Annotated in this window: 20 protein-coding genes; 16 read left to right on the top strand and 4 right to left on the bottom strand. The window is 34.7% G+C overall.

Annotated features, from left to right (window positions below):
- The first annotated feature begins 19 nt into the window (after positions 1-19).
- On the top strand, positions 20-1,234 hold the full coding sequence (locus tag B0A67_RS14445; RefSeq protein WP_072953970.1) for a hypothetical protein: 1,215 nt from the start codon (positions 20-22) through the stop codon (positions 1,232-1,234).
- A 401-nt stretch (positions 1,235-1,635) separates the two neighbouring features.
- Here B0A67_RS14445 and B0A67_RS14435 read toward each other — a convergent pair whose 3' ends face one another.
- Together B0A67_RS14435 and B0A67_RS14430 are read right to left on the bottom strand one after the other, a co-directional pair.
- Entirely contained in the window at positions 1,636-3,333 is a 1,698-nt protein-coding gene (locus B0A67_RS14435; protein ID WP_072953974.1) for a ribonucleoside-diphosphate reductase subunit alpha, read from the bottom strand.
- 18 nt (positions 3,334-3,351) lie between these two features.
- Positions 3,352-4,326, bottom strand: a complete 975-nt coding sequence (locus B0A67_RS14430; protein ID WP_072953976.1) for a ribonucleotide-diphosphate reductase subunit beta — start codon at positions 4,324-4,326, stop codon at positions 3,352-3,354.
- Positions 4,327-4,926: 600 nt separating this feature from the next.
- Between B0A67_RS14430 and B0A67_RS14425 the strand changes: the two genes are divergently transcribed.
- The 12 genes from B0A67_RS14425 to B0A67_RS14370 all read left to right on the top strand — a co-directional run bounded on the left by B0A67_RS14425 (position 4,927) and on the right by B0A67_RS14370 (position 21,349).
- The gene (locus B0A67_RS14425; RefSeq protein ID WP_072953978.1) at positions 4,927-5,481 is read left to right on the top strand and encodes a GNAT family N-acetyltransferase; all 555 of its coding nucleotides are present in this window, start codon (positions 4,927-4,929) and stop codon (positions 5,479-5,481) included.
- Between the two features lie 546 nt (positions 5,482-6,027).
- On the top strand, positions 6,028-7,590 hold the full coding sequence (locus tag B0A67_RS14420; RefSeq protein WP_072953980.1) for a histidine kinase: 1,563 nt from the start codon (positions 6,028-6,030) through the stop codon (positions 7,588-7,590).
- A gap of 105 nt (positions 7,591-7,695) precedes the next feature.
- Complete coding sequence (locus B0A67_RS14415) at positions 7,696-10,296, top strand: zinc-dependent metalloprotease (RefSeq protein WP_072953982.1); 2,601 nt, start codon at positions 7,696-7,698, stop codon at positions 10,294-10,296.
- 26 nt (positions 10,297-10,322) lie between these two features.
- Positions 10,323-13,667 carry a SusC/RagA family TonB-linked outer membrane protein gene (locus B0A67_RS14410; protein ID WP_072953984.1) on the top strand — a complete coding sequence of 1,115 codons (3,345 nt, stop codon included), beginning with the start codon at positions 10,323-10,325 and terminating at the stop codon, positions 13,665-13,667.
- Between the two features lie 11 nt (positions 13,668-13,678).
- Entirely contained in the window at positions 13,679-14,998 is a 1,320-nt protein-coding gene (locus B0A67_RS14405; protein ID WP_072953986.1) for a RagB/SusD family nutrient uptake outer membrane protein, read from the top strand.
- A gap of 59 nt (positions 14,999-15,057) precedes the next feature.
- Positions 15,058-15,816, top strand: a complete 759-nt coding sequence (locus B0A67_RS14400; protein ID WP_072953988.1) for a LytR/AlgR family response regulator transcription factor — start codon at positions 15,058-15,060, stop codon at positions 15,814-15,816.
- 633 nt (positions 15,817-16,449) lie between these two features.
- The gene (locus B0A67_RS14395) at positions 16,450-17,094 is read left to right on the top strand and encodes a hypothetical protein (RefSeq protein WP_072953989.1); all 645 of its coding nucleotides are present in this window, start codon (positions 16,450-16,452) and stop codon (positions 17,092-17,094) included.
- A gap of 314 nt (positions 17,095-17,408) precedes the next feature.
- Positions 17,409-19,085, top strand: a complete 1,677-nt coding sequence (kaiC, locus tag B0A67_RS14390) for a circadian clock protein KaiC (protein WP_072953991.1) — start codon at positions 17,409-17,411, stop codon at positions 19,083-19,085.
- A gap of 1 nt (position 19,086) precedes the next feature.
- Positions 19,087-19,383 (top strand): circadian clock KaiB family protein, encoded by a 297-nt coding sequence (locus B0A67_RS14385; protein WP_072953993.1) that lies wholly within the window; start codon positions 19,087-19,089, stop codon positions 19,381-19,383.
- 4 nt (positions 19,384-19,387) lie between these two features.
- A complete protein-coding gene (locus B0A67_RS14380; protein WP_072953995.1) occupies positions 19,388-19,687 on the top strand; it encodes a circadian clock KaiB family protein in 300 nt (99 codons plus the stop codon).
- 1 nt (position 19,688) lies between these two features.
- On the top strand, positions 19,689-20,945 hold the full coding sequence (locus tag B0A67_RS14375) for a sensor histidine kinase (RefSeq protein WP_072953996.1): 1,257 nt from the start codon (positions 19,689-19,691) through the stop codon (positions 20,943-20,945).
- 2 nt (positions 20,946-20,947) lie between these two features.
- Positions 20,948-21,349 (top strand): response regulator, encoded by a 402-nt coding sequence (locus B0A67_RS14370; protein ID WP_072953998.1) that lies wholly within the window; start codon positions 20,948-20,950, stop codon positions 21,347-21,349.
- Positions 21,350-21,429: 80 nt separating this feature from the next.
- Here B0A67_RS14370 and B0A67_RS14365 read toward each other — a convergent pair whose 3' ends face one another.
- Positions 21,430-22,443 (bottom strand): zinc-binding alcohol dehydrogenase family protein, encoded by a 1,014-nt coding sequence (locus B0A67_RS14365; protein WP_072954000.1) that lies wholly within the window; start codon positions 22,441-22,443, stop codon positions 21,430-21,432.
- A 253-nt stretch (positions 22,444-22,696) separates the two neighbouring features.
- Here B0A67_RS14365 and B0A67_RS14360 point away from each other — a divergent pair, with 253 nt between their 5' ends.
- The 3 genes from B0A67_RS14360 (at position 22,697) to B0A67_RS14350 (ending at position 25,254) form a co-directional block, all read left to right on the top strand.
- Positions 22,697-23,302 carry a porin family protein gene (locus B0A67_RS14360; protein WP_084074430.1) on the top strand — a complete coding sequence of 202 codons (606 nt, stop codon included), beginning with the start codon at positions 22,697-22,699 and terminating at the stop codon, positions 23,300-23,302.
- A gap of 145 nt (positions 23,303-23,447) precedes the next feature.
- Positions 23,448-24,509, top strand: coding sequence for a sensor histidine kinase (locus B0A67_RS14355; protein ID WP_084074431.1), 1,062 nt, complete (start codon positions 23,448-23,450; stop codon positions 24,507-24,509).
- Positions 24,490-25,254, top strand: a complete 765-nt coding sequence (locus B0A67_RS14350; protein ID WP_072954004.1) for a LytR/AlgR family response regulator transcription factor — start codon at positions 24,490-24,492, stop codon at positions 25,252-25,254. The genes B0A67_RS14355 and B0A67_RS14350 overlap by 20 nt, the downstream gene beginning before the upstream one ends.
- Before the next feature lie 69 nt (positions 25,255-25,323).
- Here the strand turns inward: B0A67_RS14350 and B0A67_RS14345 are convergent, their stop codons facing one another.
- Positions 25,324-26,202 carry an NmrA family NAD(P)-binding protein gene (locus tag B0A67_RS14345; protein WP_072954006.1) on the bottom strand — a complete coding sequence of 293 codons (879 nt, stop codon included), beginning with the start codon at positions 26,200-26,202 and terminating at the stop codon, positions 25,324-25,326.
- Positions 26,203-26,211: the final 9 nt, after the last annotated feature.

The following is a 26,211-nucleotide window of genomic DNA, read 5'->3' as shown; positions in this document are numbered from 1 at the left end:
TAATTTAAACACGTTTACAATGAAAAACAATTATTTCAAACTCATTTTCCTATTTGCTTTATCTTCTTTCGTGCTCTCTTGCAGCAATGACGATGACAATACGCCTGAAACGCTGGATGAAACGCTGACCGAATACAAATATTTAAGAATATTACTTTCCGACGAAAAAACAACAGCAGTTACACTCGTAAATCCCGTTGATGCAACAATAAATTCTTTTAATGCCAAATTTGCAAAATCATCTCTTTATACCACAGAATCCGGCCGATATTCCGGACTTGTTCACAGAGCAGATAATATGGTAGAAACTTTTGACAGCGGATTCGAAAGCCACGGAGATCATGTTGATGTAGACGGAACTCCTAAATTTGGTTCCTTAACCGGACAATCACTTCTGCCAACGCACTTTAAAAGTAAAATTGGGGAATTGCTGACTTTTAATGACGGAGACGGAACATTATCTGTAGCCAAAGAATCAGAGATTAATACTGCCGGAGCCAAATTTAAAACCATAAATGCAGGTTTATTGGCACATCACGGGGCTATGGCAACGTTCTTAAACGGAACTTACGCGGTTACCCAAAAAGACAATTCGGTTGCGGGAACATTACCTGAAAAAGTAAAAATTATCGATAATACAGGAAAAACACTGTTTGAATCGACTGTTGCAACAAAAGGAATTCATGGAAATGCTTCTGACGGAACTTACGCTGTTTTTGGTTCTGCAAGCGGTGTTCTCGTGGTAGAAAGTTCAGGAAAACAAAAACTAATTGCACTTCCCGAAGATTTTGGAACCGCTTGGTTTGGAACTATTTTAGAGACTAAAGCCAAAGGAAAATTTATAGGATTTACTGCCGCAAAAGGTGCCTATTTAATTGATGTTACAGCGGGAACCATCAAACCAATTTTGCAAAACACCAACATTATGCAATGTAAAGTAAGCTACAACACCAGCAAATTAGGGATTCTATTGCTTTCAGGTGAGTTTAAATTATTTAATCTAACCAGTTTACAAATCGAAAAAGAAGGAAAAATTATTGGAGAAACAGCCAGTGATGCTGCACTTAAACCTCAGATGCAATTAACAGAGAATTTTGCCTATATCACTTCTCCAACAACGGGAGAATTATTGCAGCTTAGTTTATCCAGTATGACAATTGCAAAAAAGATCAAAGTTTCGAATACGCCTTATATGATTACTATTTTGGGTTTTGAAAATAGTAAAAGTCATTAACTTTTTGTTTTTTTAGTTTGAAAGAGACTGTCTGTAAAATAGGCAGTCTTTTTTTTATCCCTATTTCTCATTGCGAGGAACGAGGCAACCACAACCGTAATTTCGCCTATTTTGCCATTCCGAGGAACGAGGGATCGCACTCGGAACTCGCCAAAGATTGGTGATTTTCTTTGTGACATTTCTTGTGTGATCACTCCTCCGTCGAGAGGACAAGATTGTGGTGACATATTTTTGTCGAGTTACTTTCAGAGATCCCTCGTTCGGGATGACAAAAATGCGATGACCAACTTTGACAAAGATGCCGCACGCTAAAAAAACCAGCGAAAACCCGCCCGATCCGTAAAATCCGCGGGCCAAAATTGGTACAAAAAAAAGGCTGTCAATCCAGACAGCCTTTACTTTTATGATTCACAACTACTACAACTAACTAAACTTGTAACCAATTCTTTAGATACACTTTGGCTGCGTTGGTAATATAAACTTTTGATTCCTAATTGCCATGCTTCGATCAGCAAACGGTTTACCTCTTTAATAGGTAAATCCGAAGGGATATTCAAGTTGATACTTTGTCCCTGATCTACATATTTCTGACGGATTGATGCTTGCTGTACAATCTCTAACTGACTGATTTCCTTAAAGGTCTTAAAGACATCTCTCTCATTCTGACTCAGCTGGCTCATGTGCTGAACGCTTCCGCCATTCAGCATGATTTCTCTCCAAACTTCTTCGTTATCAAGACCTTTTTCTTCTAATAATGCTTTAAGGTATTTGTTCTTACGCATAAAATTACCTTTGCTCAGACCTGCTTTGTAATAATTACTGCTAAAAGGTTCAATTCCAGGTGACGTTTGTCCTAAAATAGCCGATGATGATGTCGTTGGAGCAATTGCCATTGTGGTGGTATTACGTCTTCCGTAGCCTTTTAGTAATTCAGGTTCTCCATAAATACGGGCTAAATCCTGAGTCGCTTTATCGGCTTTATCACTGATATGTTTAAAAATTTCTGTGGTTTTCATTTTAGCTTCAAGACCTTCAAACGGAATCATATTTTTTTGTAAATACGAATGCCATCCTAAAACTCCTAATCCAAGAGCGCGGTGTCTTTTTGCAAAACGATTCGCTGCTGCCAGATAATAGTTTCCTTCTGTTTTTTCGATGAATTCCTGTAAAACGGCATCAAGGAAAAAGATCGCCAGTTTTACTGCTTCGGTATCTTTCCATTCCTCATAAAGCTCCAGATTCATTGACGAAAGGCAGCAAATAAACGATTCATCAAGGCTTGACGGCAACATGATTTCGCTACACAAATTACTCGCATTAATTCGCAGGTTTTTGTCTTTATAAACTTGTGGTTTGTTTTTGTTTACGTTGTCGCTAAAAAAGATATAAGGCAATCCTTTTTGTTGACGGCTTTCGAGAACTTTAGCCCAAACTTGTCTTTTATCGGCATCACCATCAATCATTTCCTGCATCCAGTAATCAGGAACACAGATTCCCGTAAACAAGTTTTGGATCGGATTTCCGATACTTTTTATTTTCAAAAATTCTTCGATATCCGGGTGATCTACGTCTAAATAAGCTGCAAAAGCACCACGACGAACGCCTCCCTGAGAAATCGTATCCATTGTCGTGTCAAAAAGTTTCATGAAACTTACCGCTCCACTACTCTTTCCGTTATCGGTTACGGCGCTTCCTCTTTCGCGCAATTCTCCAAAATATCCTGATGTTCCGCCACCAATTTTGGTCTGCATGATGACTTCACCCAATTTATGTGTAATTCCTTCGATTTCATCCGGAACGTGAACATTAAAACAAGAGATTGGCAAACCGCGTTCTGTTCCCATATTGGCCCACACTGGCGAGCTAATGCTCATCCAGCCGCGTTCGATCATTTCAACAAAAGACTCTTTTAACTCGGGTTTGTATAATCTTTTTGCTGCAGCAGTACAAATTCTGTCAATTGCCCCTTCTACAGTTTCCCCTTTTAAAAGATAACCACGATTTAAAATTTGCTCACTTTCAGAGTTTTTCCACCACATTTTATTGTCTGCTTCGCTTAGCGGAGCGCTGTTTCCTGAAATTGTATCTATTGTATTCATAATTGTAATTTGCTGTTTTTAGAAAAGGTCGTTTGCGGTAATACTTTTGTCATGTTTGGTATATTCTACGGGTCTTTTCGCAAAGAAATCATCCAGACTGTTCGCAAAAACTTCTTCCTCAAACCATGCCATTGCCTTGTAATCCTCAGCGGGAACATTAAATATTGTTGGAATATTGATTTGTGTCAGACTTTCGTCTAATCTGAATTTCATGAAGTTGACCAAATCTGCTTTTTTGATCGTTTCGATTTCACCATCTTCAAAAATCCAGTCTAATATGTCTGCTTCTACATTGATCGAATCCTTAACTGTTTCTCGAATAAGCGCTAAAGTTTCCTCGTCGAAATAATCCGGGAATTCTTCACGTATTTTATTTACAATATAGATACCGCCATTCGCATGAATTTGTTCGTCAATTGAAGTCCACGCAATAATATTACTCACGTTTTTCATGTATCCTTTGAATCTTGTAAAAGACAAAAGAATCGCAAACTGACTAAAAAGTGATACATTTTCGATCAGAATACTGAACAATATCAGCGAAACCACATATTTTTTATTGTCCTGAGATTTGGTATCTTTTAGTACATTCGATAAATAATCGACACGTTTGCGGATCACCGGAATCTCCATCAGTTTTTCGAATTCGTCATTGTATCCTAAAACCTCCAGAAGACGCGAATATGCTTCAGAATGTCTGAACTCACATTCGGCAAACGTACTTCCTAATCCGTTGAATTCCGGCTTTGGGAAATGCTCGTAAATGTTACCCCAAAAACTTTTTACCGCTACTTCTATTTGTGCGATAGCTAATAAACTGTTTTTGATGGCTGTTTTTTCGGCTGCATTCAAATGCGAATGAAAATCCTGAGTATCAGCAGTAAAATCAACCTCTGTATGAACCCAATACGCTTTATTGATGGCTTCAGTAAATTGCAGCACCTCTGGATATTCAAAAGGTTTATAATTGATTCTTTTATCGAATATAGACATATATATAGTATTAAATGATGACTTATCAAGAATAAAAATGATTTGTTTATTTGGGGTTTAAACGTCATTTCTATAATTACAAAATTAACCCACAGTTCTTCTTTTGCCCCCTATTTTGATGTTAAAAATCCATCCAATTATCAACAGTTCATGACCTTTAAAAACCATTAATAAATTTACTTTTTATCAACAGCAATATAATATCCCGTAACCCTCAAAACATCAGCTATTTATACTAAATCTAAATAGAGTTATCAACATAAAAAAGCAGTTCAAAATTACCCTAAGAAAAAACAGTTATCAACAATCAAGTTTTAAAAATTAGTCTTTTTAGTACAAAAAACTGTTTTTCGTAAAAAGAAATAAGGTCTTAATAGCACTTTTTCAAATCTTCCTTTTTTCCATCTTTTTTTCCGTTTCTTATTACCAACAAACAAATAAAACACTGATTTAAAATACTTTACAATATTAAAATTCAATCTCATATGGAGTTTGGTTTTAATGAAAAATCAGAAAAAGCAACTATTTAAAGCATTATCTCAATGAAAACGGGTAATATTTAAAAGTTACCGTAATTTTGTACTCTTAAAAAGAAAAATCATGATCATTAGAAAAGCAACTATTGAAGATTCAGAAAGTATTGCAGCACATTTGCTGTTGGCCATGGAAGAAATTATCTATAAATTCATTGCCGAAAGAGATGCTAAAACGGCCTATTATTTTCTCTTGCATTTTGTCGAATCCGAAAACAATCAGTACTCTTATCAGAATTGTTATGTAGCGGAAGAAAATGACGAAATTATTGGAGCTGTGGCTGTTTATGATGGAGGAAAATTACAGGAATTGCGAAAACCAATTATTGATTATGTGAGACTTAATTTTAATCCTGACTTTAGTCCCGAAAATGAAACCCAGAGTGGTGAATTTTATATAGACTCATTGGGTGTAAATACAAATCATCAGGGAAAAGGAATTGGATCTAAAATACTTGAGTTTCTGATTGAGGAATATGTGACTAAAAACAAACAGACTTTGGGTTTATTGGTTGAGAAAGAAAATCCGGGTGCCAAAAAATTATACTTAAAACTAGGTTTCAAACCGGTTGGGGTAAAAACACTGGTAGGAAAAACACTGGAACATCTGCAGATTTCTTAATTTTTGTTTCAGGTTTCAGGTTTCAGGTTTCAGGTTTGAAATGAGAATAGAAGTACTTTACGATTTAACTGCAAAGAACGCTATGGTTTTATTTTACTGTGCGCTTAGAAAACACAAAGTTCGCAAAGCTTTGCAATCAATTCATTTTTTATAATCGCGTAAAGTCACAGAGTCACAAAGTTTTTTACATTTTTTAACTTGGCAGCTTTGCGACTTTGCGTGAAATTCTGGGTAATTAATCAAAAAAAATAATACTAATCTCGCAAAGTTCGCAAAGCTTAATTAAAGACAAAGCTTTGCGAACTTTGCGTTTTTATTAAAACCTTGCTTAGTAAAAAACTTTGCGCTCTTGGCGGTTAAATCTACGCAACGAGAAACATTCTTTCCTCTTAACAAGATTTTTACTAAACGACTCCCTGAAATAAGTGTTAAGATTTCATAACTAAAAGTGTATCAGTCAAAAAGTTTTATATTTGCACACGAAAAAAAATTAATACATATTGCTGTAAGGACTCCAAAATTCCTTATTTTTTTTAAAATACATCTTTGAAATTTACATTAAAAAATACCTTTTCCGGCAGGAACTTCTTCATTTTAGGAATCATTTTTATTATCCTTACATTACTTTATATTTACATATTAAGTGGTCTGATAACTCAAATCTCCGAGAAATCCAATACGGCAACTGAAATTCGTAATGTTCTGATAAAACAGGAAATTACTGCACAGGAATTATCAAGATTTTTAGAAATACAAAATGAACTTAAGCGTATTGTTGCTATTAGCAACTCTAAAAATTTATCTGATAACCTAAGAGTACTCAGTACAATTCATTCTAATGACAGTATTATTAGAAACAACTGGTTTAAGATCAACAATCAGAAAATAGATTTTACCTATACTAAAAAGAGTAAAAATCTCGAGGCTTCGATAGAAGATTTAGTTTTAAAGAAAGGAAACCTCAATGGGTTTAATAGTATTATTGAAGATCATGAAAATTTTTTCTGGCGTATTTACTATAAATATGTTGCGCCTAATGGTACTGTAATTCGCTACGGATATGATATTGACTTAAAAGCAATGCAATCTTACTTTTCAACTATTGACCAAAAAGCGATTAATTACGCTTTTGTATTTGACAGCAAAGGAACGATAATCTATCACCCGGAAATAAAACTACTGCAAAAAAATATTTTTGAAGTTACAAATATATCAGCTGCTGACACCACATTTAAAAATAAAGAGAGTTATACAAAAAAAGTAGCCCTTTCAGAATATCTGGGTCTGGACATTGTACGATACACGCAACGCTTGAACATGAAAGGTACAAATTGGTATTTATGCGTGAATTTTCCCAAAAATGTTTCAAATGAAGATGTAGATGCGGTAAAAAAATACGCTTCATTAATTTATATTATTACAACGGCAATTCTGATTATCTCTTTTTATTTGTTTACCATTTTTACCCGTCGCAATTTTCATGAAAAAGAGATCTTATCAAAAGAAAAAAATAAGCTTCTTTTAGAAAATGAAAAAATCAACAAGGAAAAAGCAATAATACAATTACATCAGTTAAAAGAGCAGATCAATCCGCACTTCCTTTTCAATTCATTGAATTCTCTTTATATGCTAATTGACAGCAATACAGGAGTTGCACGAAAGTTTACCTTAAATCTTTCTAAAATTTACCGATATCTGATCAATCCTCCGGTAAACAATATTGTTACGGTACAGGAAGAATTGCTTTTTATAGAAAAATACATCTTTTTGCAGCAAACCCGTTTTACTGAAGAGTTTGTCTTTACCGTAAATATTAAAGATGAAAACTTCCTGGCAAAAAAGGTCCCTTATTTAGCTTTTCAGATTGCAGTAGAAAATGCCATAAAACATAATATTGCTTCTGATGAAATGCCTTTAAGAATCACAATTGACATTAACGAAAACGTTGTAATTATTACCAATAATTTAAACGAAAAGCAAAACTTCGAGAAAGAATCTAAGTTTGGTCACAAATACTTACAAAGTATTTATAAATACTACGCTAAGGACGGATTTAAGGCCTTCAAAAAAGATGGCGATTTTACTTGCATTTTACCTTTAATCGGATAAAAAAAAACATTCACTCCCAAAAAAAAGCCACTCACTCCATTTTGCTTTTTTTAACGTAACCCATGCAATATTTTTAGCCAAAAATTAACCTAAACTTAACTTTCGATGAGAGAAAAGGCATTGTTGAGAAATCTAAAAAGTATCGCTTTAATAGTAATGATATTAAGTACTAGTACTGTAGTTTCTCAAAAAAAGAATAAAAAGAATAAAGAAGACAAAACGGAACAAGTTAAAGATTCATTAAAAAATCCTAAAGCGAAAAAATACGCTGATCTGATCAAGCAGGGAACTTTCAAAAAAGGATTATTTAATACCATTCAGGTAAAAACGGATCTTTATCTGGAAATCAACGATTCGCTTTTTCAAAGAGAATTTTTAGTAGTTAATAAAATTTCAAATGTTCCTTTGCCTGTTAATGATGCAGGATTAAATAAAGGGATGAATTATGAAAATAAGATCATCACTTTTCATAAAGATCTTGTTGCCAAAAAAGTTTGGGTAAAATCATCGATACCTAAAATTTCGTCTCCTGCTGGAGATGCTATTACAAGATCTGTTAATGATAATTTCTCAGAATCGATTATAGAAGTTTTTGATATCGAGACAAAAAATAGTGATTCGACATCAGTTGTTATCAAAGCCAATAAGGTTTTTGACGGAAAACAAAAAAGCTTCAACGATGTTTTAAGCAATATCAGCTTTGGAGGATCTGTAAAATCTGAACTTTCGTATATAGAAAATGTGAAGACTTTCCCTAAAAATATTGTCGTTAAGTCGCAGTTGACTACTTCTGTAAGCGAAGGTGGACCGGCGCTATCTGTTACGATTGGAGTAACATCTAATATTATTTTATTGGATAAAGTGCCTATGAAGCCGCGTTTTGCAGACAAACGTATTGGATATTTTTCTGAAGAGCACTGGTATTTTAGTGATAGCCAGCATGCTGTTCTGGAGAAAGAACTCATCACCCGCTGGAGACTGGAACCTAAAAAAGAAGATATTGAAAAATACAAAAAAGGAGAATTAGTAGAACCTAAAAAGCCTATTGTTTATTATATCGATCCATCGACACCAAAACAATGGCGTTCTTATATCATCGAAGGAGTTCGTGATTGGCAGGTCGCTTTTGAAAGAGCAGGATTTAAAAATGCTGTTATTGCAAAAGAACCTACAGCAGAAGATACTGATTTTGATATCGATGATGTGCGCTACTCCGTAATTACTTATGTCGCATCGCAAAAATCGAACGCTATGGGACCTGCAGTTGTAGATCCAAGAAGTGGCGAAATCATCGAGTCTGATATTATCTGGTGGCACAATGTAATGACTTCTTTACACAGCTGGATGCGTATTCAGACTGGGGCAATCGACCCAAAAGCAAGAGGAAACAAATTTAGTGACGAGCACATGGGAGAAGCGATTCGCTTTGTATCGTCTCATGAAGTAGGACACACTTTTGGTCTAAAACACAATATGGGAGCATCATTTGCTTATCCGGTAGAATCACTTCGATCTCCAGCTTTTACAGCAAAAATGGGCGGAACAGCTCCATCAATCATGGATTATGCCCGTTACAATTATATTGCGCAGCCGGAAGATCATGTAGAAGCCATCACGCCAAAAATTGGTGAATACGATAAATATGCTATCGAATGGGGTTACAGATGGTATGCTGACACAACTGAAGAGCATAATGCTTTGAACGAACTGATTGCAAAACACAAAGATGATCCTGTTTATTTCTACGGAGAACAACAAGACGGAAATGGTACAATAGATCCTCGTTCGCAATCTGAAGATTTGGGTAATGATGCAATGAAAGCGAGTGAATACGGGCTTAAAAACTTAAAAAGAGTAGTAAGCAAAATCCTGGATTGGACGTATGATAAAGATGAATCTTACTATGAAACGGGTAAACTTTATATTGGTGCAATTGGTCAATGGAATTTGTACAACTATCATGTTTTAGCCAATGTTGGTGGTATTTATTTAAACACAACCGTTCACGGTGACAACAAACCCAGTTATGTGGCTGTTCCTGCAGCGATACAGAAAAGAGCAGTTTCTTACTTATTAAGCAATAGTATCAAACTTCCGGAGTGGCTGTTCTTTAATCCAATTTTGGATAAGACAAATCCTTTGAAGGATTCACCGCTTGGACCTTACGAGTACACGCCATATACGCTTGCAAGGGAATTACAATACGGGATTTTATACAGTCTGCTGAGCGATGATCGTTTGTTGAGAATTACTGAAAACGAATTATTTCAGCGTAATGAAGCCAAAGAGAATGTGTTTACCGTAACACAATTGTTCAAAACAATTCACCAAAGCATTTTCGCTCCTACTATCCAAAACAAATCGCTTACGATTATGGAACGTATGACTCAGAAAAATTATGTGGATGTATTGATTGTTTCAACAAATAAACTTTTTGAAAAAACAGATGCTAAAAAAATTATTCAGTTAGAACAGACTTTAAGCATGCCGCATTTATGTGATTATCTGGATGATGCTAAAATGGCGCGTAACATCAATCAGTCTTCCCTAAAAAGAGTTTCTGAAGTTACCTCTGATAAAAAAGGAGAATTGAACCAGATTCTGCAATTATTAAAAACAAAAAGAAATATTGGAAATCAGGAAACTAAAAACCATTATTTCGATTTGATCCAACGTATAGAGAAAGCTTTAAACAACACACTATAAAAATTAATACAATCCAAAAACGACCAATGAAGAATTTATTTTACATGCTGAGTTTCCTACTTACCCTATCCGGGTTTGCGCAGGAAAGGACTATTAAAGGAAGGGTACTTGATGCCAACGACGGACTGCCAATACCGGGAGTTACCGTTTCTGTCGAGAACAGTTCTGTATCGAACAACACACAGGAAAAAGGAGTTATCATGAGCGCGAGCCTTGGTACTGTAACTGATTTTGATGGTGCATTCGAATTTAAAATCAACAGTAACATCAAAAGTTTAAGAGTAACCTATATGGGATACATACCTTATACAATTGATATTACAGATAAAAACCAATACACTATTTCTTTAAAATCTGATGTCAGCGAATTAAAAGAAATTGTAGTAACAGGTTACCAAAAGATTGAAAAAAGAAAACTGACATCAGCTGTTGCAACAGTTGATATGGCAGATATCAAACAAGCGGGTGTTGCGAGTTTAGATCAAATGTTAATTGGTCAGGTTGCGGGTGTTGCCGTAACACAACAAACAGGAGCTCCGGGAACTATTTCGAAAATCAGAATTCGTGGTACTGCATCTCTTAATGGTGCACAGGATCCTTTATGGGTTTTAGATGGTTTGCCTCTTGAAGGAAATGATGTTCCTCAAAACTACGACAAAGACAATATCGATGTTTTAAGCAATTTTTCTATCGCTGGTTTAAACCCTGAAGACATTAAAGATATTACCATACTAAAAGATGCTGCTGCAACTGCTATTTATGGTGCAAGAGCTGCAAACGGAGTTATTGTGGTAACGACTAAAAAAGGAAAAAAAGGAAGCATGAGAGTAGACTTTAACGTCAATACTTTCGTGACTGAAAAACCTAATTTTTCTAAATTAAACCTTTTAAACTCTTCTCAAAAAGTAGATCTTGAACTTTCTTTGGCTTCAAGAGAAGATTTGACTTACAGAGACACAAACGGAGAAATTTCCCGTATTCTTAATCAGGCTAATGAATTAGGAGCCTATAGATCGGGAGGTTTTTCGTCTCTAAGTCCTGCAACCCAAAACTCAATTAACGCTTTAAGAAACAACAATACCAATTGGGGTGATTTATTGTACAGAAGTACTTTTAATAAGCAATACGGTTTGAGTTTATCAGGTGGTGGAGAAAAATCGGATTATTATTTCTCTTTAGGAGCTTATAATGAAGAAGGAGCTACTATTGGGACTGGCTTTGACAGATACAACCTTACCTTAAAAAACAACTTTGCCGTAACAGATAAATTACATGTTGGTGTTGGAATTTTTGGTACGCAAAGCAAGAAAACAACTTATGTATCAGATACAGATACTTTTACCAATCCTGCTAATTATTCAAGAAACGTAAACCCATATTTAACTCCTTTTAATGCTGATGGAAGTTATAAATATGACAGAGATATGAGCGGATATGGAAATGGAAGTGTATATATTCCTTTTAATTTCTTAGAAGAAAGAGAAAACACGAATTACGAATTAACAACAAGATCTGTAAAAGCTTTACTTGATGTTGATTATACTATTACAAAAGGCTTAAAAGCAAGTACACAAATTGGTTTACAGTTTGATAATAATGCTTCTGAAAAATACGCTGGTAAGGATACTTACTTTACAAGAAAAGAAAGAGAAAAAACACGTATATTTTCAAACGGCGCTGATACTTATTTCCTTCCTGTTGGCGGAATTATTCAAAATTCAAACACAGACTTTTTTCAGTATAACATTAAAACTATGCTAAACTATAGCACTACTCTTGGAGGAAAACATGAGATAGAAGTTATGGCCGGTAATGAGTTAAGAAACAACAAAAGCACTGCTATTAGCACAAAAGGTTTTGGTTTCGACCCTAAAACATTAACTACAACTCAAATTATTTTCCCGAATGCAGATACTGCTGCAAATGCAAACTGGAAAACCTATATTAAAAATGAAAACGAAAATGCATTTGCTTCCTTTTTTGCAACAGCATCGTATACCTATGACAGAAAATATACTTTCTTTGGAAGTGTTCGTTACGACGGATCGGATTTATTTGGTGTAGATCCTAAATACAAATACTTACCATTATGGGCTGTTTCCGGTTCATGGGCAGTATCTGAAGAAAATTTCTTAAAAGGTAATGAAGTAGTTTCTAATTTAAGATTACGTGCTTCTTACGGTTTACAAGGAAATATAGATAAAAACACTTCTCCTTATGTAGTGGGAGAAAACAAAACTGTAGTTATTTTACCGGGACAGTCAGAACCTATTATCAATGTAATCTCTCCTCCTAATGATAAATTAAGATGGGAAAAAACTACTAATACTAACTTTGGAATGGATCTTGGTTTATTCAATAATCGTATTAGCATTGTAACCGATGTTTACGGAAGAAAAAGTACTGATTTAATTGGTTTACAATCGCTTCCTGTCGAAAACGGATTTGAATTTACAAACGCTAACTGGGCGCAGGTAACGAATAAAGGATACGAGATTTCTTTGTCTACACAAAACATCAATCGTCCAAACTTTAAGTGGAATACTACTATAAATTTTGCTCATAATAAAAGTAATGTAGATCGTATTCAGACAAGATCTAATAGCTATTTGCCGTCCAGAGAAGGACTTCCGGTTAATGCGGTATTTGCATTAAAAACTAACGGAATTGACGAAAACGGTTATCCTTTATTTGTAAACAAAAAAGGAGAAACGGTAAACGCACAAACATTTTTTGCACTTTTTGACCCTTATGCAGATTTCTTCCCCGGAGTTTTATCGCAATCAAAACTTACAGATGAAGACACAAGAAATTTGTTTACTTATGCCGGAGATTTAGATCCTAAATTTACCGGTGGTTTTATCAACACTTTTAAAGTTCGTAATTTTGATCTTACTATTGCCACTACTTTTAATATCAAACAAACAGTTGTTGAAAAACCAAATTTTAATGGTACAGCTTTAGATCGTGGTCAAAACTATACTACAGATGTTCTAAATGCCTGGTCACCTACTAATACAGGTTCGCACATACCCGGAATTACGAGTGAAACTTCAGGAACAGGAGATTCATGGATGGCTTACCAATGGTTTTCTCCAGGAGCAGCACCACTTAATATGTACAATTATTTAGATACTTGGGTCCATGAAATGAGCTATATGCGTTTGAGCAGTGTACGTTTTGGATATTCTTTACCTAAGACAGCGACAAAAACTTTGTTTATGGACAGTGTAAGATTTAGTATCGAAGGTAGAAACTTATTCGTGATCAGCTCTGATTATAAAGGTTACTTTGACCCTGAAACTTACGGAAATATCTATGCACAACCAATCCCAAGATCAATTTCTTTAGGATGTAACCTAACTTTTTAATCTGATTTAAAATGAAAAATATATTAAAATACGTATTCTTTGCCAGTGTAGCTGTTGCAACTGTAGGCTGTGACCATTATCTTGATGTTGAGCCGGTGGGTAAAGTAATTCCGGAAACCTTAACAGACTACAGAGCTGTAATGACAAAAGGATATTCGATAACTGCAATTCACAAAGCATTATCTGCCATTAGAGCAGACGAATTGATCCTGGATGAATTTAATGACAATGCTACTTTCTACAGAGATCATTATATCTGGAAAGACGCCAATCCTGATAAAACGACAAACAGCTTTCCTTATGCTGCTTTGTACAACAGAATTTTCTATACGAATGTCATCATCAATGAAGCAAGTCAAAAATTAGCACCTTCTGCAGAGAAAGATCAGTTAATTGGAGAAGCTTATGCACTAAGAGCCTTAACTTACTTTGATTTATTGAACATATTCAGTAAACCTTACAATGCTGCAACAGCTGCAACAGACAGAGGTGTTCCGTTGGCTTTACAAATAGATTTAGAGCAGGCTTACGTTCCTCAAAGTGTCGCTGTTATTTACGATCAGATTTTATCTGATAACGAAGAGGCTAGAAAATTATTGAATTTAGACACTCAGACAACGGGCATTAATTACCGTTTTTCTAAGGCTGCCTTATATGCTATGGAATCTCGTATTTTCCTTTACAGAAAAGAATGGGCTAAAGCTATCGAAGCTGCAGATAAAGCAATGATATACAAAAATGCTTTAATAAACTTAAATACCACAGCTGCTTTACCTAACCTTTATAACGGTCCGGAATCTATATTGGCACTTGAGGATCCTTTTATCAATCTTTTAAAAGGTACATCATATGCTGCGCCAACCTTAACAGGTGCTTATGATAAAACAAACGACTTACGTTTTGCTTTGTATTATCAGGCAAGTGGAAGCAGATTCAGATTTAGAAAAGGTGGTGATATCGCCCAAAAATGTACTTTCAGAACAGCTGAATTGTATTTGACAAAAGCAGAAGCATCAGCACAATTAAACGATCTGGAAACGGCAAGAACAACTGTAACCACTTTTATTAAAAACAGATATACTGCTACAGCTTTTAACACGTTAAGCACATCGATTGCTGCCATGACACAATCTCAGCTTCTTGATTTTATAGCTCAGGAAAGACAACGTGAGTTTGCTGTAGAAGGTCACCGTTGGTTTGATTTGCGAAGAACAACTCAACAACAAATCATTCATACTTTCAACGATCAAAATTATACATTAATAGAAAATGATCCGCGTTATACGCTTCCATTTCCTTTAGATGCCCGTTTAAACAATCCTGAATTGTAATAAAATTAGCTCCGTTTTTAACGGAGCTTTTTTTTTAACTTTACAGAAAATTAAACGATATGAAAATAGTTATTATTGAAGACGAACATCTTGCTTCAAGCTATCTGAAATCAATTCTGGAACAACAAAGTATTATCTCGATAAACGAAATTACAATAGTAAAATCCGTAAAAGATGCCGTTGCTTTTTTTAAAATAAACACCGTTGATCTTGCCTTTATGGACATTCATTTGGGAGATGGCAAAAGTCTGGATATTTTTGAACAAGCGCCTGTTTCATGCCCCGTTATTTTTATTACCGCTTATGACTCTTATGCCGTAAAAGTCTTCAAGCACTTTACGATAGATTATCTTCTAAAACCTTATGAAGAAGACGAATTACACGAAGCTTTAGTGAAATACAAAAACATAAAAGAAACTTTTAATACCAATCTAATTGTTGAATCACTTGTTGAAATTGAAAATCAAAGCAATATTCAACAGCACTTTTTAGTCAATCACAGAGATAAGCTTCTTTCGATAAACGATAGCTCTATTACCTATTTTTATGCCACAGGAAAACATATGTTTATCTATACCGATTCCGGCAGCAGTTATTTATACAATAGCAATCTAAAAGATCTGATCAGTAAACTTAATCCCCTACTTTTCTTTAAAATAAATCGCAAATACATCATTAACCGCAATAACATTCAGGAAATCATTAAACATTCAAGTCAGAAAATTGAGATTTTATTGAATGTCGCTATTCCGGATACGGAACCGATTATTTTAAGTAAAAAAGAAATTAATAATTTTAAGAATTGGCTGGATTCTTAATAACCTTTACGCTTAGTTTTTTTAAACACATAGAGACATAGATTTTATAGCTGAAAAAGTCATTCATTTGTAATAAAACTCATAGCGTTATGTTTTTATATATCGCTCCGATGGAGCTTTGAATACAATACCTAATATATTTGCTATAAATATAACGCTCCTCCGGAGCTTTCTTTTTTCTTTTTTAATTAATGATAAAAAGTTCCAGTTATATTTATAGAAAATCAAAAATCCGTGAAGTTAAGCCTCATCGGGGTGACATATATTTACACCATCAATTGAATGTTTATTTTTTTTTCACGCAGATTCAGCAGATTTAGCAGATCTTAAAAAAAAATCCTTTTAAACATTTTATCCCAATAGCAATCGGGAGCGGCTATTTTTCTCGTATTGTTTCGTGATTGCACTATGCGGTAATATTTGCAAGTGAAACACCTTTTACACAATCCTAAAAGCTATGTCTCTATGTGTTTAATTTTTTTCACGCAGATTCAGCAGATTTAGCAGATATTTTAAAAAATCATTTTAATCTTCTATCCCGATAGCTATCGGGAGTGTGTATTATTTTTTCTTCGATCCTAATCAAAATTTGTAGATATTTGTAAAAGCACTTCGCTCCCACTATCCAAACAAATGAAAAAAATAATTCTGATTTCTGTTATTGTTGTAATTGCTTTTTATGTCTTAAAAGAAAAGGTTTACAAACCCTATATGTGGAAAAAAGCCATCAATACAAAAGAACATGAACTGCAATTAGGAAGCTTTATTTTTAGCAAAGAGACAGGTATTAACGGAAGCCAGGGTTATCAAAAATATTATTTTGTATTTAAGGTTACCGAAATCAATGGCGATTACGTTCGTCTTTCAGTTATCAGGCAATTGTCTCAAAAAGATAATTTGAAGGAATCTGATTTTTCAACAACTTCAGATCAATATAAAAGTTTAAAGCAGAATATTAAAAATCTGACTATTACACCTGTTTTATCTGAAGATTTATACAAAGGTGATGGCCAGAGATTCACTTTAAATCAATATTTACTGAATAAATATCCTGTTTTAAAACAATCTGCTTACTATTACGAGGATATTCCAGAAGAATCAAAAAATAAACCAATGCGGGAAAATCCAAACGATTTAGAAATGTATTTTAGTCTTGTTTATTCTAAAAAAGAAATTATTGAAAATAGAAAACTTGTACCATGGACAATGACAAATAGTTTTAATGGAAAACCTTCCTTATCTCAATATTCTAAAAATATAGATTTAATTGTAAATTAAAATATGCTTAAATCTCTATAATAAACGGTTAATCTTCTCATTCTGAAAAAAAGAGATTGCTGCGCAAAACTCCGCCAAAACGCTTTCTGACAAAAAAATTTCACTAAAAAACAGAAAAATTTACTTTTGCATAAGAATTAATTAAAAATAAACATTCTATAATTTCAATATTATTTTATATTATTCACACGATTAAACACAAATAATTCATTATAAACTTTAATTACCGCTAAACAGCTGTTAAATCTTTAATAAATATTAATTATTAATATTCTAGGAAAACGTATATTTGAGTAAACAGAATATTATATAACGTGCAAGAACAATCAAAATCACATAGTTTTATATTTCCCAAAACTCCTACAGGAGTAGACGGCCTGGACGAGATTACTGATGGCGGATTCCCAAAAGGACGCCCTACACTAATCTGTGGTGGTGCCGGCTGCGGAAAAACATTGTTATCCATGCAATTCCTAATTAAAGGTATTACAGAGTATAACGAACCCGGAGTCTTCATGTCTTTTGAAGAACCTTCAGAAGATCTTACCTTAAATGTAAAGTCACTTGGTTTCGATCTGCAAAAGCTGAAAGCGGATAAAAAACTCGTTGTAGATTACGTTAGGGTCGAAAGATCTGAGATTGAAGAAGCGGGCGAATACGATCTTGATGGTTTATTTATCAGATTAGGACACGCCATTGATTCGATAAAGGCAAAACGCGTTGTACTTGATACTGTAGAATCTTTATTTTCGGGTTTAGACAATCAGGCGATTCTGAGAGCTGAATTGCGCAGATTGTTTCATTGGCTAAAAACCAAAGGCGTAACCGCAATTATTACTGGAGAACGCGGAGAAGCAACGCTAACACGACAGGGACTAGAAGAATACGTTTCTGATTGTGTAATCGTTTTGGATCATCGTGTTATCGAACAGGTTTCGACCAGAAGACTTCGAATTGTAAAATACAGAGGATCAACACACGGCACAAATGAATATCCATTTCTTATTGATGAGGACGGAATTTCAGTACTGCCAATTACATCCTTAAAACTGGACAACGAGGTTTCTTCTGATATTGTTCCAACAGGACTTCCCGGACTAAACGATATGTTTCAGGGCGGCGGATTTTTTCGCGGCAGCAATATATTGATTTCAGGAACTGCGGGTACTGCCAAAACAACTTTGGCGTGTTACTTTGCGAATCAACAATGTCAAAACAACGAAAAAACTATTTATTTTGCCTTCGAGGAATCGCCGCAGCAATTGGTTCGAAATATGAAATCAATAGGTGTCGATCTTCAACAGCATATTGATAAAGGTACTTTGCGAATTCATTCGTCACGTCCGTCGCTTAATGGTCTTGAATTGCATTTGCTTACACTTAGAAAATTTATTAAGGAATTTAAACCCACTACAATTATCATCGATCCTATTAGTAATCTCATAACGGTAGGAAGCGAACATGAAGTGCGTTCAATGCTGGTAAGACTGATAGATATGCTGAAAGCAAACAATATAACGGCACTTTTTACGTCATTAAACAAACAAACGGATAATTTCAGACCCGATCTTGCCGAAGAATCCGTTTCATCACTCGTAGATACCTGGATTACGGTTAGGGATATGGAAGGAATTGGAGAAAGAAACCGTGGAATATTTATTGTAAAATCAAGAGGAATGGGGCATTCTAATCAGGTAAGGGAATTTATAATTTCGAACAACGGAATAGAATTACTGGATGTAGAATTAGGCCCGCAAGGAATACTTACCGGAGCAGCAAGACAATCGCATCAGTTCAAGAAAACAATGTCAGATATCAAGCTTCAGAATGAGATTAACCGAAAAGACAGAGAAATTGAACGCAAACGAAAAGTTCTTGAAGCCAATATAGAAGCACTAAAGAATGAGTTTGAATCTGCCGAGGAAGAATTAAGCATACTAAAAGCAACAGAAGAATTGCAGGAGAAACTGACTTCTAAAAAAGAAAAATAAAATGAAAAAAGAAGTTGTAGCCGAATGGCAATTACGATTATATATTGCGGGGCAAACGCCAAAATCTATTACGGCACTCGAAAACATAAAAAAATATGCCGAAGAACATCTGAAGGGAATTTACAGTATTGAAATTGTAGATCTCCTTAAAAACCCGCAATTGGCAGAAGGCGACCAGATATTTGCTGTACCTACACTGGTAAGAAAATTTCCGGAACCCATTCGCAAAATAATTGGCGACCTTTCTAACGAAGAGAGAGTACTTGTTGGGCTTAATATAAAACCCTTAAACTCTTAAAAAAATGGATAACTCATCTGATGGTACTAGTACAACCAAACATAAGTTTATGCTTTTTGTTTCAGGTATGTCTGTAAAATCAGGCCATGCCATTGAAAACCTGCGCAGGATATGCGACAAATATCTTGCAAATAATTACGAATTAGAGATTATAGATATTAGTCGGGATACAGAACAGGCAGTAATACACCAGATTGTAGCAATACCTACATTAATCAAAACAAATCCTGATCCGAGAAGAATCATTTTAGGTGATCTTTCAGACAAAGAAAAGGTACTTAGAATCCTAAATATAAGAGAATAATTTGAAGGAAAATAATACAAATATCGAATCTCTATTGGCTGAAATAGCCTCTCTAAAAGAACAGCTTTACGAATCAAACAGTATTGTTGATGCTATAAAAGATGGGGATGTCGATGCATTAGTAGTCAATAATAATGGAGTTCCGCAGCTTTATTCGCTGGAAACTGCCGATTATACTTTTAGACTGCTGATCGAGAAATTCAGACAAGGCGCGTTGAGTATTTCAAGAAACGGCCTCATTTTATACTGCAACGATTATTTTTCAAAACTGATAGGAATTCCCTCTGAGAAAATAATAGGAAACTATCTGCATGAATATTTTAATAATGCAGAACATTTTGTTCCGGTTATCGAAGCGTTGAAATACGGCGTTACCACCCATGAAATCCTATTTAAAACTCAGGATGAAAAGAAAGTTTTCCCCGCTTATATTGCTCTGACAGATCTTGAACCCGCCGTTCAGGGAATTGGTATTGTCATTACCGACCTTACGGAGAAGAAAAAACATGAAGACGCATTAATACAGCATCAAAAAGAACTTGAAGAAAAAATCAGCGAGCTAAATCGGATAAATGCAAATCTTGAAGAGTTTATTCATGTAATATCCCACGATCTCAAAGAACCCCTGAGAAAAATCGTCATGTACAATGGCAGAATAGATGCCGCTTATCTTTCTGAGGCCGATACTAAATCAATGAATGTCATGAAAGTATCTGCATTGCGATTAAACTCACTTGTTGATGATTTAGTGAAATACTCGTCACATACTGCGCAGGAAGAACGTACAGAAGTCAATTTAGTTGACGTAATTTCTGAAGTTACTGATGATTTGGAAATCATAATCAGTGATAAAAAAGCGAAAATTGAAATTGGACAACTGCCAATAGTACATGCTTCTAAAGTTCAAATGCGCCAGCTTTTTTCCAATTTAATTTCAAACGCTATAAAATACGGCAAAGCAGACCATCCTCCCCTTATTCAGATTAATCAAATCGAAAGTTCTGAATCTGAAATTCCAAACGAAACACATCAATTCTTAAAAATTCAGATCAAAGACAACGGTATCGGAATGGAGAAAACCCATCTTATCAAAATTTTCACTATCTTTCAGAGATTGCATGCCAAAAATGAATACTCCGGAAACGGAATTGGTCTTGCAATCTGTAAAAAAATAATGGAGAATCATTCAGGAAATATAACTGTAGAAAGTAAACCTAATGAAGGCACCATATTTAATCTTTTTTTTCCACTCTCATAAAAATGCAAAACTTACATAACTTACATATTCTTATCGCCGAAGATGATAGCGATGACGCTGACATCATCAGCGACGCTTTTACTAAAAATACTAATTTTGAAAAAGTGAATCTTGTTGCCAATGGCGAAGAACTCTTAAATTACCTGAAAAATTCTTCTAACAAAATTCCCGACGTAATCCTAACAGACATCAATATGCCAATCGTGGACGGAATTGAAGCGCTACAGGAAATTTTGAATACAACAGAACTAAAAAACATACCTTGCTTTGTCTATTCGACAAGTATAAATCCGGCCTACAAAGAAAAATGTGATCTGCTGGGTATAAAAGCTTACCTCATTAAGCCTTATTCTATAGAAGGTTTTGATGAAATTCCTAAAAGTATTCTTTCTATGATCGAATAATTTTCATTGCATTTTAGGATAAAAAAAATAGCTTCCTGATTAAGAATCAGGAAGCTATTTTACAATATATCCTTCTCCTCTTAATATTTAATCGCGATTTTCCCGATTGTTTTACCTGATTCCAGTAATTCGTGTGCCTTTTTGAAATTAGCAGCCGTCAGTCCGGTAAGCGTTTCATTAAGCGTTGATTTTATAGTACCATTATCCAGAAGATCAGCAATTTTATTCAGGATATTGTGTTGTTCCTGCATATCCTCCGTTTCAAACATCGAACGCGTGTACATTAATTCCCAGGAAAACGAAACACTTTTATTTTTCAGTTTATTCAGGGCAACAGGATCACTGCTTCCCGTAATTGAGGCGATATGTCCTTGTGGTTTGATCAGTTCGACCATAATATCCCAATAAAAATTAGTATCAACAAAATCTAAAATAAAATCTACATTTTGAAAACCCGCTTCGTGAACTGAAGTAATTAAGTTTTTATGATCTACCACAAAATCAGCACCTTGCTGTTTGCTCCAGGCAATAGTTTCAGGACGAGATGCCGTTGCAATAACCGTTAAACCAGCAATCTTTTTGGCAAGTTGAATCGCGATCGAACCTACTCCGCCGGCACCGCCAATGATTAAAATAGATTTGCCCTTGTCCTTCTCAGGATTGATTCGGATTCGGTCAAACAATATTTCCCAGGCCGTTAGACCTGTCAATGGCATAACTGCAGCTTCTTCAATACTCAGCGATTTTGGTTTTCTGCCCACAATTCGCTCATCAATAACCTGATATTCTGCATTGCTTCCTGGTTTCGTGATATCTCCTGCATAAAAAACTTCGTCACCTACCTTAAATAGACTTACTTTATCTCCAATCGCTTCCACAACTCCAACAGCATCCCAGCCAATAATTTTAGGTGTTTCAAGAATGGTATCTTTTGCACTATTCTGGCGAATTTTAAAATCAACCGGATTCACAGACACAGCACTTATTTTTACTAATAAATCACGCGCACCCGGAATTGGTTTTGGAGTTTCAAATGTTATAAAACTCTCTTCTTCAGTTATTGGTAATGATGTTTTAAATCCTATAGCTTTCATCTTTTTTATTATTTAATTGTAATAGTATTACAAATATAGCAGGAGAACAGGTTTCAGCAATGGTATAAATTGATTGTATATCTGTATAAATTTATCAAATTTGAGTGGTATTTTTCGATTAGATAATAAGCCAAAATCCGTTTCACCTGCAATTTTGTCCGCCTCGACCCAATTTATCATTTTCTAAGAATGAACTCAATATACTTTTGACGGGTATAAAAAAATAATTAGTATAAAATAAAATTTTAAAATTATGAAAATCGTCAAAAATTTATTCATTGGTTGTATTCTTCTTGTTACTACAAATAGTTTTAGTCAGAGCTTTTTTAAAAATATAGGAGAACGCCTTTATTTTGGTGTAAAAGCCGGAGCCAATTATAGCGACTTTACCAATGCCGGTTTCGATACTGAAGGTTTAACAGGATTTCATGCAGGTGCGCTTGTAGGTTATAAATTCAATGATCATTTTGCTGTTCAGGAAGAGTTTTTATATTCTACCCAGGGTGCAAAAATCAAAGGCGGGCTTATGGATGGTGAAGACATAAAGCTTTCTTATGTAACTGTTCCAATTCTTTTAAAATACAAAACTGATTTTGGATTGTATCTTGAAGCCGGCCCACAAATTGGGATTTTAGTCGATGAAGATTTTACTGGTCTTGGAATTAATTCGGGTACAAAATTTGCAGAAAAAATTGATGGCGGAGTCGCAGCAGGAATTGGATATCAATTTCAAAACGGGCTAGGAATTGGCGCACGATATTATTTGTCTTTAACAGACGTCAGTAAAGTAAAAACTGCCGGATTCAATACTGATTTCCAAAATAATACTGCACAAGTTAGTTTATTTTACATCTTTTAAAAATTTAAAAGACAGCATCAAAAAATCCGACTACAAAGAGTAGTCGGATTTTACGGCAAAGAATAAATCCTGCTTTTTAATCCGATATTTGTACATTTAATATACCAAATAAAAAGCAAAACCTCAGTTTAGATATTATATTTCCATGACAAACAATATCAAAAAAACGATAACTCCATACAATATCAAAGAAATTCGGCGACTGAATATGCTTTTAGTTAGTCTTGCCTTTCCTTTTACTTTTTTATTGCTCTTTTTATTCGAAGAAATTCTGTCATCATTGTTTGTTCTTGCTATTAAAACGGCATGTTATATGTTTATTACAAGCAATTTATTAGTCTGGATCCTAAAATTCAGCGCAAAAAAATTCCCTGATGACGTATTTAAATTCCAGCTTTGTCGATTAAGTTTAAGTTATCTATTCGGTATAGGAATTTATCTTACTTTATGGCCTATATTCTCTTATCTCGCTAAAATTCCCAGTCATTTAGAGAATTACAAACTTTTAGCCGCTTTTATAGCCATATCTACAGTTCTGACTACAATTATTTTATTCTTGCATGATTTTGTAATATTCAGACAAAATAAAATTCAGACAGAGCTTGAAAATTCCCGTTTGCAGCTTCGTAGTACTCAGGCAGAAAACCTATTATTAAAACAGCAAATTCATCCTCATTTTTTATTCAATTCTTTAAACACATTAAAAGCTTTATATAAAAAAGACCCAAAACTTGGCGAAATATATCTGCTTCAGTTAGCTGATTTTCTGCGCTCTGCAGTTTCATTAAACAATAGTCCCGCGACAACACTTCAGGAAGAGCTTAACATCTGTAAAAACTATCTCGAAATGCAAAAAATACGATTTGGGGAAGCTCTTGAATGGAATCTAATCATAGAAAATAATGAAATCTTAAAAGGTTTTGTTCCTTCGTTCTCTTTACAACCTTTACTTGAAAATGCTATCAAACACAATATATTTACAAAAGAAACCCCTTTGAAACTGGTGATAGAACAAAAAGGCAATTTTATTAGTGTTTCTAACGCCATAAACCCCAGAAATGCCGGAGAAACATCAACAAAAAGCGGCTTAAGTAATTTAGCCGAACGTTATCAATTATGGTCAGGAGAAGAAATTATAATTAAGAATAACGGAAAATTCTTTTCAGTAAGCTTTAAAATCATGCCACATGAAAATAATAATAATTGAAGATGAAATACTCGTTGCCGAAGATCTGGTCAGCAATCTCAAACAAATAAAACCTGATATTGAAATTGTAAGTGTTCTCAGTTCTGTTAAGGAAGCTGTAGATTATTTTTCAGTCAATCCCCAACCGGATCTTATTTTTAGTGACATACAATTGGGCGACGGACTAAGTTTTGATATTGCAAAGGCAATCGCTATTGAAGTTCCGGTGATTTTTTGCACTGCTTTTGATGAATATGCACTAGAAGCTTTTAGGGCAAATGGAATTGAATATATCCTGAAACCTTTTAGTATCGAATCGCTGGAAAAAGCCCTTGTCAAATTTCAGAACATGCAAAAAGTAATGGCTGGAAGTATTGCCTTAAAATATGAAGCAGCAATGGCGACTTTAGAAGCTAAGAACAAAACCAGCAGCAGTACGATCATGATCAGGTACCGCGATCGTTTATTGCCTTTTACGCTTGATAAAATTGCTTTTTTCTGTCTTGAAAATGAAATCACTTACATGCACGCTTATTCAGGAAAAACCTATGCAATGACAGAGAGTCTTGAAGAACTTGAATATAAAACAGGATCAACTTTCTTTAGAATGAACAGACAATTTTTAGTAAGCCGAAAGGCTATTATTGACGCAACAGATTATTTTCCAAGAAAATTAAAAATAAATTTATCTTTTCCTTTTGATAAAGACATCATTGTGAGCAGAGAAAAACGAAGTAAATTATTGAACTGGTTAACAGAAAATTAAACGTTTATTGAAATAAAAATACTTTATAAAAAAAAGAGCTGATCCTAAAACCAACTCTTTCTATTCGATTTAGAATTTAGCAGCAAATTCCTTCGCAAAATCTTCTAATTTGATCTTCCCTTCAACAGCCAATTTACGGCTTAAAAAATCTTCCTGAATTTTTCCGCTTCTTAAACCGGAACCCATTTCTGCGTACAGTCCTGCCATTTCTAATGGTAAACCGGCTTCTTTCATTCCGCCAAGAGCTTGTTCGTCAGTAAATTCAATCCATGGCAATTCTGGTTTACCTATCGCAAGACCTAAAGTTTGCGCCACATCATTTGGCGTACGGACATCGCTAATGATATAACGGATATTTTTTCCTGATTCTCTTTTTTGTAATTCTTCAGCGACAGCATTTGCAATATCTTCAGGATGTACAAACGGGATTTCTATTGTCGACGGATAATTAGAACCAATAATCCCCCCTCCTTTTATCATTGGAACATCATTGTATAAATTCGTGTAAAAAAATCCTGCACGAAGAAAAGTCAGCGACACATTTTGCAGCGTTTCGTATATTTTTTCGATATTATGCAGCCCCGCAATTGGGCCATTCCCACTTGGCAAATCAGCACCTATGCTGCTCAACATTACAACACGCTTAACTCCTGTTTCTTTTATTGCAGTTGCAAAAGCCTGACCGGCAGCTGTGGTATTTACAATAATATTTTCTCCTCCCATATTTGGCGGCGTCATGGCAAAAACCGCGTCGGCATCGTCAAATGTATGTCTAAGAAAAACAGCATCACTAACTGAGCCTACTGCTGCTTTTGCTCCTAAATTTTTGATGGCTTCAACTCTATCCTTGTTACTGGTAATTACCGTTACTTCATGTCCTGAAGCAATTAGTTTTGTGGTTAAAGGTTTTCCTATATTTCCTAATGAACCTGAAATTGTAATTTTCATAGCTAAAAT

The organism is Flavobacterium aquidurense (assembly GCF_002217195.1).
Taxonomy (GTDB): Bacteria; Bacteroidota; Bacteroidia; order Flavobacteriales; family Flavobacteriaceae; genus Flavobacterium; species Flavobacterium frigidimaris.
Note: the sequence above shows the minus strand (reverse complement) of the source record. Positions and strands in the feature narration are given on the sequence as shown.

Bases quoted from the DNA above. Each gene is read 5' to 3' on its own strand.
- B0A67_RS14360 (WP_084074430.1), top strand. From the start codon at position 22,697: ATGAAAATCGTCAAAAATTTATTCATTGGTTGTATTCTTCTTGTTACT.
- B0A67_RS14425 (WP_072953978.1), top strand. From the start codon at position 4,927: ATGATCATTAGAAAAGCAACTATTGAAGATTCAGAAAGTATTGCAGCA.
- B0A67_RS14365 (WP_072954000.1), bottom strand. From the start codon at position 22,443: ATGAAAGCTATAGGATTTAAAACATCATTACCAATAACTGAAGAAGAG.
- B0A67_RS14435 (WP_072953974.1), bottom strand. From the start codon at position 3,333: ATGAATACAATAGATACAATTTCAGGAAACAGCGCTCCGCTAAGCGAA.
- B0A67_RS14380 (WP_072953995.1), top strand. From the start codon at position 19,388: ATGGATAACTCATCTGATGGTACTAGTACAACCAAACATAAGTTTATG.
- B0A67_RS14355 (WP_084074431.1), top strand. From the start codon at position 23,448: ATGACAAACAATATCAAAAAAACGATAACTCCATACAATATCAAAGAA.
- B0A67_RS14415 (WP_072953982.1), top strand. From the start codon at position 7,696: ATGAGAGAAAAGGCATTGTTGAGAAATCTAAAAAGTATCGCTTTAATA.
- B0A67_RS14395 (WP_072953989.1), top strand. From the start codon at position 16,450: ATGAAAAAAATAATTCTGATTTCTGTTATTGTTGTAATTGCTTTTTAT.
- B0A67_RS14410 (WP_072953984.1), top strand. From the start codon at position 10,323: ATGAAGAATTTATTTTACATGCTGAGTTTCCTACTTACCCTATCCGGG.
- B0A67_RS14430 (WP_072953976.1), bottom strand. From the start codon at position 4,326: ATGTCTATATTCGATAAAAGAATCAATTATAAACCTTTTGAATATCCA.
- B0A67_RS14400 (WP_072953988.1), top strand. From the start codon at position 15,058: ATGAAAATAGTTATTATTGAAGACGAACATCTTGCTTCAAGCTATCTG.
- B0A67_RS14445 (WP_072953970.1), top strand. From the start codon at position 20: ATGAAAAACAATTATTTCAAACTCATTTTCCTATTTGCTTTATCTTCT.
- B0A67_RS14385 (WP_072953993.1), top strand. From the start codon at position 19,087: ATGAAAAAAGAAGTTGTAGCCGAATGGCAATTACGATTATATATTGCG.
- B0A67_RS14345 (WP_072954006.1), bottom strand. From the start codon at position 26,202: ATGAAAATTACAATTTCAGGTTCATTAGGAAATATAGGAAAACCTTTA.
- B0A67_RS14405 (WP_072953986.1), top strand. From the start codon at position 13,679: ATGAAAAATATATTAAAATACGTATTCTTTGCCAGTGTAGCTGTTGCA.
- B0A67_RS14350 (WP_072954004.1), top strand. From the start codon at position 24,490: ATGAAAATAATAATAATTGAAGATGAAATACTCGTTGCCGAAGATCTG.
- B0A67_RS14370 (WP_072953998.1), top strand. From the start codon at position 20,948: ATGCAAAACTTACATAACTTACATATTCTTATCGCCGAAGATGATAGC.